At 39.5% G+C, this 12,237-nt stretch carries 9 protein-coding genes and 2 pseudogenes; 2 read left to right on the forward strand and 9 right to left on the reverse strand.

The window, feature by feature from the left end:
• Nucleotides 1-204 precede the first annotated feature (204 nt).
• From sdaAA to BW986_RS19185, 8 genes and pseudogenes are all read right to left on the reverse strand, one after another.
• Nucleotides 205-1,767: an L-serine ammonia-lyase, iron-sulfur-dependent, subunit alpha gene (sdaAA, locus tag BW986_RS31265; protein ID WP_076369712.1), complete on the reverse strand. Its 1,563-nt coding sequence runs from the start codon at nucleotides 1,765-1,767 to the stop codon at nucleotides 205-207.
• Nucleotides 1,768-1,835: 68 nt separating this feature from the next.
• A complete protein-coding gene (locus BW986_RS19155) occupies nucleotides 1,836-3,017 on the reverse strand; it encodes an amidohydrolase (RefSeq protein WP_076369714.1) in 1,182 nt (393 codons plus the stop codon).
• A 14-nt stretch (nucleotides 3,018-3,031) separates the two neighbouring features.
• Nucleotides 3,032-4,267, reverse strand: a complete 1,236-nt coding sequence (locus tag BW986_RS19160) for an MFS transporter (RefSeq protein ID WP_081395694.1) — start codon at nucleotides 4,265-4,267, stop codon at nucleotides 3,032-3,034.
• Nucleotides 4,268-4,429: 162 nt separating this feature from the next.
• Nucleotides 4,430-6,748: a helix-turn-helix domain-containing protein gene (locus BW986_RS19165; protein WP_076369716.1), complete on the reverse strand. Its 2,319-nt coding sequence runs from the start codon at nucleotides 6,746-6,748 to the stop codon at nucleotides 4,430-4,432.
• A 217-nt stretch (nucleotides 6,749-6,965) separates the two neighbouring features.
• A complete protein-coding gene (locus BW986_RS19170) occupies nucleotides 6,966-7,541 on the reverse strand; it encodes an HPP family protein (RefSeq protein WP_260320899.1) in 576 nt (191 codons plus the stop codon).
• Between the two features lie 511 nt (nucleotides 7,542-8,052).
• Nucleotides 8,053-8,157, reverse strand: a pseudogene (locus BW986_RS30820) (GNAT family N-acetyltransferase); the annotation flags it as partial.
• 17 nt (nucleotides 8,158-8,174) lie between these two features.
• Nucleotides 8,175-8,520, reverse strand: a pseudogene (locus BW986_RS19180) (zinc-binding dehydrogenase); the annotation flags it as partial.
• Nucleotides 8,521-8,945: 425 nt separating this feature from the next.
• The gene (locus BW986_RS19185; RefSeq protein ID WP_076369722.1) at nucleotides 8,946-9,284 is read right to left on the reverse strand and encodes a DUF1360 domain-containing protein; all 339 of its coding nucleotides are present in this window, start codon (nucleotides 9,282-9,284) and stop codon (nucleotides 8,946-8,948) included.
• Between the two features lie 179 nt (nucleotides 9,285-9,463).
• On the opposite strand from BW986_RS19185, the gene BW986_RS19190 reads away from it, so the two are divergent.
• Both BW986_RS19190 and BW986_RS19195 read left to right on the forward strand, forming a co-directional pair.
• Nucleotides 9,464-10,618: a BMQ_0737 family morphogenetic spore coat protein gene (locus BW986_RS19190; RefSeq protein WP_076369724.1), complete on the forward strand. Its 1,155-nt coding sequence runs from the start codon at nucleotides 9,464-9,466 to the stop codon at nucleotides 10,616-10,618.
• A gap of 311 nt (nucleotides 10,619-10,929) precedes the next feature.
• Nucleotides 10,930-11,364 (forward strand): M67 family metallopeptidase, encoded by a 435-nt coding sequence (locus BW986_RS19195; RefSeq protein WP_260320900.1) that lies wholly within the window; start codon nucleotides 10,930-10,932, stop codon nucleotides 11,362-11,364.
• Nucleotides 11,365-11,478: 114 nt separating this feature from the next.
• Here the strand turns inward: BW986_RS19195 and BW986_RS19200 are convergent, their stop codons facing one another.
• Nucleotides 11,479-12,207: a GT-D fold domain-containing protein gene (locus BW986_RS19200; RefSeq protein ID WP_142244684.1), complete on the reverse strand. Its 729-nt coding sequence runs from the start codon at nucleotides 12,205-12,207 to the stop codon at nucleotides 11,479-11,481.
• Nucleotides 12,208-12,237 lie beyond the last annotated feature (30 nt).

Consider the following 12,237-nt stretch of genomic DNA (forward strand, 5'->3'; position numbering starts at 1 on the left):
CCTACGCTAAAAACACAACTGAGGAACATATTAGAAAAACTTTCATGTAAAATAAACAACCTTCCTTTCGCTTGCTTAAGTTTATAGACAAAAAGCATTCGGAACGAATTAATTCCGAATGCCTTTTTTTGAATTTAATCGAATACCATGCTTTTTTGCATCAGCGGAAATACGATGCGAGCTTAAAGGGTAATTATTAGGTAATTACTTAGTTTGAACCAAGATAATTTCGTCAATAATCGGAATCTCTCTTTTTAATAAGGATAGGAGAGTGTCTTCGATTGTATTGTCGATTTCACAAATGGTTATTGCAGCACCATTGATTTTGGAACGTTCATTGGCCATTCGGGCTATATTGAACCCGTTTTGATAAAGAATATCCGATAATTCGGCAATAACCCCTTTTTGGTCGGAATGGCGAATCACAAGTGTTGGCCGTTCTCCTGAAAATTTAAATGGATATTCATCAAATTCCTGAACCTCCACTTTACCACCGCCTAAAGAGCTGGCCAAAACCTTTACAGTACGTGTGACCCCTGACAATTCCACGAGGACGGTATTCGGATGATAGCTTCCAAGCACCCTTTTCGTGAATTCATATTGTAGGCCATTTTCTTCAGCAATATTTTTGGCATTTGGAATGCCATCATCCATGGTAGATAACCCCAGAACACCGGCTAATAGAGCCAGATCTGTTCCATGGCCTTGATAGGTTTCGGCGAAAGAGCCCATCAGCGAGAACGTTACATACAATGGATTTTCGTTTAATAGCTGGCGGGCAATATTCCCGATTCGGACAGCTCCGGCTGTATGAGAACTCGAAGGACCAACCATTACGGGACCGATGATTTCATACGCACTTTGGTATTTAGCCGGCCCACTGCCACTCGTTTTTCCGCTTAGAATCTGCTTCTTTAATTTTTGCCCGGTCGGAGTTCCGGCGAGACCGCCTATCCCGGTTTCTCTCAACGATTCGGGCATTTGCTGTCCGACTTCATGCATCACATGAATCACTTCATCAGGCGGGATGACGCTAGATATCCCAGCTAAAGCCATATCTGCAGCAGCTTGGGCGGTAATTGCATGTAAACCGTTGCGGATGATGCACGGGATTTCCACCAGTCCAGCAACCGGGTCACATACCAACCCCAGTGAATTTTTCAAAGCAATTCCGACGGCATTTCCAACCTGCTTTGGTGTTCCACCGGCAAGCTCTACTAGGGTGCCTGCTGCCATTGCGGTTGCAGAACCGATTTCAGCTTGGCACCCCCCGGCAGCCCCTGATATCGAAGCTTTATTTGCAACAACCAAGCCAAGTGCAGAGGCAGTGAATATTGACTGTACAATCTGCTTTCGGGTAAATTTCCCGCTGTCAAGGGCGTGAACAAGGACAGCTGGCAAGATTCCCGCTGACCCAGCTGTTGGCGTCGCCACAATCCGCCCCATTGCAGCATTTACTTCCGATACCGCGAGCGCATTTGCTGCAGCATTCAATGTTCTCGGATTGACAAAGGAATTCCCGTTTTGGGCATACTGATAAAGACGGTTTCCATCCCCTCCCGTCAAACCAGTACGCGACATGACTGGACTCTTTGTACCTCTGCGGACTGCCTCCTCCATTACAGTAAATTGTTCCGACATTTTTTCGATAATCGTCTCCCTGGAACAACCTTTCTGATGCACCTCTGTTATGATCATCAATTCCGAAATGGTTGTTTTCTCCTGCTCTGCTAGTTCAATTAACTCTTTCAAATTGGTAAAAGACATGTTATCACTCCTTAAAGAAGAAGGTTCCCACGCCGTAAGCATAAGAACCGTCCCTTTTTTCCCTTTGTTTACTTCTGCTCAAAATATTCTGCAACTACAGCTGCCATTGCTTTTGCTGCGATGATCAAGCTATCCTCATTAATAACAAACTTAGGATGATGGTGAGGATAAACTGGACCATCCTCCGGCTTTGCTCCAACATAAAACATACTGCCAGGAATCTTTTGCAAATAGTAAGCAAAATCTTCTGACCCAGACATTGGAGGTGTTTCCACTAACGCTTTGACTTCAGGAATTTCGGCCTTTTCAATCCCATTTACAACCAGTTCTGTCATGGCATTATCATTCACTAAAACTGGGTAATCATGTGAGTATATTAAATCATAGGTAATGTCAAACTCTTGAGCAAGCCCTGCTAAAATTCGCTTGAATTCAATTTCCACTTTAGCACGAACTTCACTGGACATGGTTCTGACATCTCCCTCAAGTTCCACGCTGTCCTTTATAACATTAAATGATCCCTTTCCATCAAACGAGCCAATCGTTACTGTCGCCATATCAAAAGGATTGATTCGGCGACTTACGATCGTCTGTGCTGCTACAACAAAATGGCTTGCTGCGACAATACTGTCATTGCTTGTATGCGGCATCGAACCATGTCCGCCTTTTCCTTGGATTTTCACTTTGAAATACGAGCGTCCAGCCTGCATTTCACCAGCACGATAAGAGACTTCCCCGGTCACCGATAGGGACATGAGGTGAATGCCGAAAATACTATCCACACCTTCTAAACATCCATCTTCAATCATTGCAATTGCTCCACCTGGAGGCGTTTCTTCCGCAGGCTGATGCAAGATAACAACATTTCCCCTTAATTGGTCTTTTATTTCGATCAATGCTTCGGCTAAGATCATTAAATAGGCAGTATGTCCATCATGGCCGCATGCATGCATAACACCTGGATTACTCGATTTAAATGGGACATCTGCCTCTTCCATAATTGGCAGTCCATCAAAATCAGCACGCAGGGCAACCGTTTTACCTGCGAGTCCGCCTTCGATTGTCACAACCACTCCGTATCCGCCAACATTTGTCCGTATCATTACATTTTTATCTTTATAAAAATCAGCAATGTATTGAGCCGTTTTTTCTTCTTTAAAAGATAATTCAGGATGTTGATGGAGATATCTGCGAATTTCTATCATTTTTTCTTTTTTCTCTTCAAGTTTTTGCATGAGTTGATCTAACATCATATTCCCTCCGATTATTTTTCTGCTTTAACGGTAAGTATGACTAGACCGCAAATTACAACGGCTATTGCCAAGGTGATGAATACGATAGAAAACGATCCACCGGCCATAGAAATTAAAGCACCGAATGCCATTGGAGCAATAAAGCCCCCAAGCGTTCCACCCGTATTGACGATCCCAATGGATGACCCAATTACTTTCTCAGGTAAAATCTTGTGCGGCCAAGAAAAAATTCCCACAAAGATCGTAGTTAATAAAAATGTAAGCACATATAAGAAAGCAATGGAAAGGGCCAATGAATTTGAAAATACTAAACCAAGAAACAACAGGGATGAAACTACTGAACAGCACATTAGCAGTAACTTTTCCTTACCAGCAAAATATTTTGTCAATAATACACCAGCAAATATGGAGGCCAGTGTTCCCCCAATAGCGTTCACCGCCAGGATTATCCCAACCGTACTAATGGAAAGTGTAAATTTTGTCTTTAAGAAGGTTGGCAGCCATGACATATTTCCATAAAAAGCTACATTCGCAAGCAGCATAGCAACGAATAAAATAATTACATTTCGATTGGAAATCACTGATTTAAAACTAACTTGTTTCTTTTCCGTTTTCGTTTTGGCAGTTGGGAGGCTATTAGGTACCAAAAAGGCAACCAAAAGTAACGAGATCGCGAACATTGTCCCCAGTGCATAGTAGGCATAATGCCAATTCAAGTCAATCAGCCGTGCCCCAATCACAAATGCTAAAATTCCGCCAATTCCACTCGTTGACAAAATGAGCGATTGAACAAAGGTTCGTCTTTTTTTCGGGAAATTTTCGGCGATTCCTTTTGAACAGCTTGGAGGATAGCCTGCATGGCCAATACCAGACAAAAAACGAATCAAAATAAACATCAATAAGCTTCCAGCAAGGCCAAATGCGAATGAAAATATTGTAATAAGCGAAAGCGAAAGCATTAGTACCTTTTTATATCCAATCTTATCTGCGAGCCATCCCCCAGGTATCTGCATTAAAGAATAACCCAGGAAAAATAAACTCATGATCAAACCGGTTTGACTTGTTGTTAGATGGAATTGTTCTGCAATTGGGATAATTGCAGTCGAAATCATGTTTTTGTCCATGTAAATCATGGAATAACCAGCCATTAAAGCTGTAGTCAACAAAACTCCACGGGTATTTCTTTCCTTTGATACCGAAAGTGGTGCTTCGCTTTGCTTCTTAATCGTTCCTTGAGAAACAGACATAAAAGGCTACCTCCGAAATAATATTTATGTAATCGCTTTCTTGTCTTCATTATAAATATTTTAAGTATTGAAAACATTCCAATCATTGTCGAAAACATCCCCCTTCATTTGCCCTTTTTCATTACTTGGCTTAACCGGACAACAAAAAAAGACCATTAAGTTTTAACCTAATGGCCTAATTTCAAAGAGATGAATGGCATTTAACGTCAAAGTGGATTGTAAAAAGAGCTCCGAGTCAATGTTTTCCTCATAGATTTGCAAATCTGGATAAGCTCGCTGCTTGAGATACGTAATGACCTCTTGGTCATAGATATACTGCTGATTGAGATTGAGCCAATTAAAGTAAAAAGCACCGTTATTTCTATCGAGAATGTGTTTGCGAATTTGATAAGTGCCAGAAGGCAGTCCTGAAATCATGATTTTCTTTTCCTTGGTTAAGGAGCGCAAAAAGAAACCTTCGACAGAATAGGTGGGATTGACATAGGAATTGTTATAAATGGCCAATTGATACCCTTGTTTCCCCTTCGTCAGTACAAAGTCCTCACCTTCGGCTAAAATCTCAAGTCCTATTTTCGCGATTAATTGCATGTTAAAAAACGCCGGCCGTTTTATTTGATAATAATAAAGCAGGGCAATTCCATTCATTGCAATATTTTCATTATTCATATTACTTTTTTCCCATGAATGGGTGTCAATCCAAAATCCCAAACCGGAAATCTCTTTTATAACATCAAGCATGTCTTTAAAAATGAGAGCTGATCGAAAAAAAGTTCCGCTTAAATTTACTGTATTACCGTATAGTGTATTCCAGTTTGTCAGGTAAATTGGTGTGCCAGCCAAGCCAGCTGACAAAAGCTTTGCTTTTAATTCGATACATGATTTCTTTATATAATCTTTTACTCCCCTAAAAGAACTGTTATCCATATCGGTAAAGTCAACTTTTTCATTTGGATTGCAGCTAAAGCAAACCAGGTCAATTTGATCCATTTGCTTTAAAAATTCAGTAACGGGGACTGATAATCCTTTTTCTAAGGAAAAAGGCACTTGTACTCCGACTTTTGCGGTGGAAGCCCTCTTTTTCACAGTTTGAAAGTATTGTTGATAAAAAGTCCGGGCTGTTTGATCCCACTCCGAGAAAACCAATTCAAATTGCCATTTCCCGACAAAGGTATCGCCAAAATAACTGACAGCGTGCTGTAAAAATTCATCTAACATCTTTATATAATCCGGGGGGCTTTCTACTTCCTTTTCAAACTCCACACTAATGAATGGAACTAAACCAAGCCTTTGAAACTCGTTAAATAAAGCATCAATCTTATAATACGGCCCACCTATTTGCAAAAGCGGGTCGATTGTCGTAAATGTTTTGGAAAATAGGTTCGTGAAATAAGCATATTCAAAATGGAGCTGCTCCTGAATAAGCTTTAATTCTGCTTGGACCTCTTCATTCAAGGCATATTCCAGCTGTCCAATCACCAGTAATCGCTGGGCTTTTTCCCTCACAAGAACAGGCTCTTGCGGCAGGTTGATATGTACCGCCGAAACTCCCGATTCTTTCACCTTCACACTTTGGTCCTTTTGCGAAATATACTTGCTCAATTCAATTAAAAAATGCGGCGAATTCACCAAGGTATATTGTTCACTAATATTATTTACTTCCTGGAAAGGTTCTTTTTTGTGAAGACCTCGATATTCAGCAGGTGTTTGATTGTACATTTCCTTAAAAGCCTTGTTAAAAGCTTTCACATTTGGAAAACCATTATTTAGCGAGACTTTCATAATGTTATGATCGGTATATAACAGCTCATGAACAGCCGATTTCAAACGGATTTGTTTTACATATTGCGAAAAACTCACACCAACAGCCTGTTTGAAATAACGGGACAAATAGTATAGGGATAAATATTGCCGTTTGGCAATCTCCTCAAATGACATCTGTTTGCGATAATTTTTTTCAATAAAAGTAAGGATATCCCTAATTCTTTCATCCTTGATGTCATTAAATCGATTCTGCCCGAGATGTGTAGTTTTGAAATTCCGGATAAGGAGTGTAACTAACTTGTAAATCTGGCTGTTGATTTCGAGTTCACTTCCATCCTGCTCTTGGTAATGTGCGATCAAAATTTCAGCCAAGAGTTGACGGATTTGGTCAAAAAGAAGATATAACCCGCTATCCCCTTTGGATGAATGGCAGTCGAAATCACACACATGAATATCCGGATAATGCTGCTCGATGGAGTGAAGAGGAATTTGCAGCAATAGAACTACATTGTCTTCATGCCCCTTTACGGTATGGACATCATTAGCATTAATAAGCAGAAGATCATTTTCCGCCAAGTGATAGGAATCTTGATTGACCATAACCTCAATTTCTCCCCGGATAACGAAAAGAATTTCAATTCCTAAATGGATATGCTTTGAGTGATGGCGAATATTTTGCAAACTGATTTGGTAAGAATCTTCCATTACTGGTTCAGACATGAACATTCACCTTTTTTTACTGGGATTTTACCACTGCCCATCAAGCTTTAGCAAATCATGATCAAACGCAATTTTTCATGAAATATGATGGTAAGCAAGGTTTTTCATTCTATTGGTAAGAAAAGCCACAACTACCCGCTTATTGAAGTGAAGCAGTCAGTACAATAAGCGGGTAGCTATAAAACAGTCACATATAAAAGTATATGAAATAGGTTTTTCATAACCAGTGTTTTGGATATTGTCTTGTTTGAAATAAATTATTATAAATCATCGATACAAAAACTAATAATAAGGTACCTATTACAATCGGAATCAGGAATCCCCAACCAGCTTGAGAATTGATCGAAACAAGGGCACTTGCTGCTGCGGGAGGGTGAACGGTTTTTGTAAAAGTCATGATAATTAATACAATAGCCAGTACCAGCCCGATAATGAATAGGCTTTTACCAAAAATGCTCCAAATGATAAGGGCTGATGTTGTAGAGATTATATGTCCTCCAATAACATTACGGGGTTGTGACAAGAGACTTTTATGCGCACCAAAAACAATAACACAGCTCGCCCCAAGAGGCGCTAATGCCATAGGATACCCTAAATAGACAGCTATAAAACTAATAATGATAATGGCAATGAGTCCACCCATAGCTGAAACAAAGGAATCCATATAATCAATTCTGTCTTTTTCTCGAGCTTCGCCCTTCATTTTCTTTAAATATGCTGTTAAACCAGCGTTTTGTTGATTACTCCAACTTTTTTCAAGACTTTTCTCAAGACTTTTTTCTAATTCCATCATTTATGTATTCCTCACGTTTTCTAAGTAAGCCGACAAGTCGACAGGGTTTTTATATATTGTTATCTTACAGGAAAACAATGAATTTTTAAATATATATCTGAATTTTCATTATTGTGTTTTCCAGAAAACTGTTAACAATCTCCCCTAGTCTGTGAAGTTATCATTATAGTTTGTTATTTTATAGCGGGTTGGCCGTTATTAAAGAGTATAGATTAGCATCAAATGAAACATCATTCTGGTACATATAATTTTCTCAAGATCCCTTCCTTTTTGAAGCCTAAATTTGTCTACAACTTATTTGCTTTATTTTCAATAGGTTCTTTTCGTAAAGATTGTTGTTTTTAAAACGAAACGATTTAAGGTTGATTGGAGCGCAAGTGCGAGACTCCTGCGGGAGCAGCGGGACAGGTGAGACCCCACAGGCGTTTACGCCGAGGAGGCTCACCGCCCGCCCCGCGGAAAGCGAGCATCTGGAGGGGAAATCAAACACACCGCTTTACTTGGTAAATAGCAACAATGTATGCGAAAACAGCCTTTCAATAAAAACAATTGCTCCAATACGAGTTAGGTCTAGTTCTTTAAAACCATAAGAAATCACCTTACGGGCAGCTTCTGTTTATCTTGTTTAATTTATTAGGATTTGCTGTTATGTTCCATAATTATTACGACACTACCCTTCTTGTGTCCATTCTCTCCATATGTATGGGCCTAAACTATTTCTTACAACGCATACTATCTGTCAATGACCACTTTTAACTTCCCCACTTCAACAAGTTCATTGAGGATGTTTAGAGCTTCGGGAGTTTCAGGTGAATTTTGACTCAATATCAGCTTCTTGCTGGTTGTCAATTTAGTCCATAGCATTCGAACACAGGTACAGGTACGGTGACATTTAGATAGGTTCCGTCCTTCTTCAGCGAAATCATACAAGCTGAAAACGGACTCTTTTTTACCGCTTCCAAATAACATCATAAGACTCAACTTCCCCAGATAACTTCATGCCCAATATGGATTCTTCGGCATCATGCCATAATAATCGCATCACCCGCATGATTTCGGCCGACAAGAATTTTTAATGAAGTTTTCCCCCACTTTATATTCCCCCTTCAATTCCTATTATTAGAAGAAAAAAACCCATTCGTATCGAATGGATTTTAATCAATGTTTTGCTTCCCTGATGCTTAACAATAGAATTTAATGCCACCTTCGTACTTGCTATCATCAATATACAACACCGTCCAAGCTGTCTAAACTTTAACCTAAGAATATTAGCCTCTCTGTCTATAAAGCACTTTTATGATGATCCGCATATAATTAGTCTGAATAACTATTCGCTAATCAAATTACATAAAGTTCATTATGCTTTTCTTTGTCTGCGCCTACACGATTAGGGAAAATGCACGTTCATACTTTAGATTCGATAAAAGCAGCAGCCCCCGCAACAGCTAAGACCAATAAGATTGGAAAAGCAGCAGGAAAATGATAATAAGTAAGTACAGTAATGAGGGAACACCAAAACCCTACACACCAATAACAACTTAAAAGCGAACCTATGAAATAACGAAGTCCAGATCCTTTTATTTCAATGATTTCCTCCAGTTGTCCAGAGGCATTTTCTTGGATGGTGGCAGTCAAGAAAGGTTTTCTGATGAATGAAGTGATTTCGTCAAATACAATTAAATGAGTTAAACGGAAGGTCGCCAATATTAATATAATAAAATCAAGCCACTCAATAGCAAACACCTATTCACCTCCTAATCTTTCTATTAATATTTTATGATTTGAATTTAGATTATATAAATATACATTTATAAATCCCGAAATTTTATTAGCCCATTTTCTAAGAAAAATGTACCCATAAAAAGATATCCCCATAGTATGTTAATGTGTTCAAAACCTGATACTGAAGGGAAAGATGTTTGATGAAAAAAAGGAACGTCAAATCTATTCAGGGCCGACAAGTGGTACCGAACCCCATCGGACCTGAATGTATTCGTGTTACAAAAGTATATGACTGGGTTGTTCTAACAAATCGTGATCGCAATAAAGTTCAAATACCTGAGGAATGCTTTGCAGCAATTGAAGATGCACGCCATGAAGGTAACACAATAACAGCTACTTGTTCGGAAGTAGTTGGTTCACGAAGCTGTGATTTTATCGGATCCACTCCAGCAAATATTCCTAGTGTTCCAGGGGCCCAAATTGTTTCCCTTGCCTTCCATGTCCATATCCGGGTTCAATTCTTTTGCAATGGAGAACCACTCCCAGGGTGTAATTTCGTAGTACCTGTTAGTTTCATGGATGAAGTAATCCTATGTTTCCCAGAGGGAACAGAAATCAACTGTAATATTTTCGATGTTCAATGTACAGTTGTTTTAAATCAAATGCTTGGAGATATGGTTGTACTTGATGTGACCATGTGTAAAGATGTTCAAGTCGAGGCTGAGGTTAAGCTAGAGGTCGAGGCTAAGTTCTGTGGACCGCGTCCTGTCATTCCAATTGAAGAAGATGGGTTCGTGTGCCCAACACCACGATTCCCTCAACAATGCCCAACCTTCTTCCCGACATTGAACTGTGACTGCCAAGGTGCAGCAGAATTCAATGGCGAAGCATCCATCCTTGTATTTGAGGACGGTCTAGGTGGTCCTACAACAGGAAACTTAGATTTGACTGCCCTAGTTTGTGACCAATGTACCCTTTCTGGTAGCAGGATTCAAGTTACCTTCATCGATACATTAGGACCTACTCCTACTCCTACTCCAACTGGCACCCCGGATGCTGATATTGACCAAAGCTTCACGTTCACAGCCAATGACTTTAACCAGCCAACATGTGCTACAAACGCTGCTGGAGTAGTAACTGGGCTTACTGTAACTGGAACGGGTATTATAACACCAGCAGGAGGTGTACCAGAAAACGCGACATTCACACTTATTCTAAATGATTCTGATCCTCTTGGAGATACTGCTTCACTGTCTATATTGAGTCCATCTTTATCCGTCACTATTTCTCTGACAGAAGTAGCTAATCCTGGATTAGAGGTTGAAGTAGGAGATTGCGATCGTTTTCCTGTATAAAAAAAAAACCCGAGGGATGTTACTCTCTCGGTTTTTTTTTTGGAAAATCTGATGCCATTATTTACTTCATCAATTAATAAATGTATCCAGGATTTTAGGCGACCCATTTCTTAATTATTAGGTTACATAAGGATTCATGTTTTCATATTTATAGAGCATACCTATAAAAGGAGAGAATAAAATGGCATCTGATAAGCTAAGACGCAAAGTAAGAAGAAAATTAGGAATTTCCAACCTGCAACCCGCTCACATACAACAACCAAGCACTCCCTCTACCCTTCAGGTTCGGCCAGTACGAGCAAAAGGTTGCTGTGGAAAAAACAAATGATCTAAGTATAACAACCGGTACTTTTTCCATCACTAATCAAGTTAGGCAAAAATTGATTTCTCATTGCAATCGAGAACTTCCTTATGAAGCCTGTGGACTGCTTTCAGGGGAAAATGGAGTAGCAGAAACAATTTGGCCAATGGAAAATGTCAATAGGAGCTCCTATTCCTACTCGATGGATTTAGATCAAATTCGTCATGTATTTGAACTTATCGATAGGAGGAATGAAGATTTGATTGGCATCTACCATTCCCACCCAACGGATAGTGCTTATCCGTCAGAAGGAGATATTTCCTTAAATAACTACCCAGAGGTAGCCCACCTTATAATTTCGTTTGCAAATTCGACCCCTGATATAAAATGTTTCCAACTAACAGGAAAAAACGTCTTTCCGATACAATTAAAATTCGTTAACTGAAATTAGTGTAAATAGATACTCGCACCTCATCCTTATGAATTAAAGGTTGAATCTGCGAGTATTATTTTATATTTATTTCCCTACAACGATTACATTTATTTCTTGTTTTCCTATTTAGGAAAACTGATCATTCCACTTTTTTACTAGGTCAGAGTGTTTGTATTCTTTTCCGTCAAGAATCATATCAAGGGCATGCCCGAAATCAATGGCAACCTTCTGGGTCAATTTTGCAATTCTTGGAGCTAAAATGGTTGCCGGAATCCCGGCAGAAATTAACGCCATTTCCCATTCCTGATTAGACTGTAGTTCATTTTGTACTCCACTTAATTCTGCATATCCATTTAACTCTATACTGCCAGTAATTTGTACGCCTTTTTCTTTAAAAACGATTTCTGCTTCTTTTGAACGGCGTCCAACAAGAAATACCTTCTTATTACTCAGCCATGGCCATAATGTACCCTCGTCCAAGAGTATCTGCATGATCCAAGCACAACAAGCTTTCGAAGGCATGAACTTCAGTTGTTTAAGTACATTTCGAGTTTGTTTTGCCCAAGGATCCAATCTCCAAGGAGCTATCAAACCAGCTATGTCTGTATCCCGTAATGACCTGACCAATTCCCTCCTAATTATTTCTGGGGAATCGGATGCGCCCGCATAAGATTCATACCGTTTAAACTCCTGAACTAATAATCCATTGGCTGGCCAGCTTAAATAGCTTATTTCACCTATTCCAAAACGGGCAAGAGAAAAGCCATTATTCTGTTTTATCGCTTGGTCCAATAATTTTATCACTTTCATATTATCTAAAAAGTATTTCTCAAAGTGATAATCCCCTTCAACCAACCCACTTCCACCCCCCATATGTTGCCATTT

The organism is Peribacillus simplex, from assembly GCF_900156045.1.
In the GTDB taxonomy this organism is placed as follows: Bacteria; Bacillota; Bacilli; order Bacillales; family DSM-1321; genus Peribacillus; species Peribacillus simplex_D.

Bases quoted from the DNA above. Each gene is read 5' to 3' on its own strand.
- sdaAA (WP_076369712.1), bottom strand. From the start codon at position 1,767: ATGTCTTTTACCAATTTGAAAGAGTTAATTGAACTAGCAGAGCAGGAG.
- BW986_RS19155 (WP_076369714.1), bottom strand. From the start codon at position 3,017: ATGTTAGATCAACTCATGCAAAAACTTGAAGAGAAAAAAGAAAAAATG.
- BW986_RS19160 (WP_081395694.1), bottom strand. From the start codon at position 4,267: ATGTCTGTTTCTCAAGGAACGATTAAGAAGCAAAGCGAAGCACCACTT.
- BW986_RS19165 (WP_076369716.1), bottom strand. From the start codon at position 6,748: ATGTCTGAACCAGTAATGGAAGATTCTTACCAAATCAGTTTGCAAAAT.
- BW986_RS19170 (WP_260320899.1), bottom strand. From the start codon at position 7,541: ATGATGGAATTAGAAAAAAGTCTTGAGAAAAGTCTTGAAAAAAGTTGG.
- BW986_RS19190 (WP_076369724.1), top strand. From the start codon at position 9,464: ATGAAAAAAAGGAACGTCAAATCTATTCAGGGCCGACAAGTGGTACCG.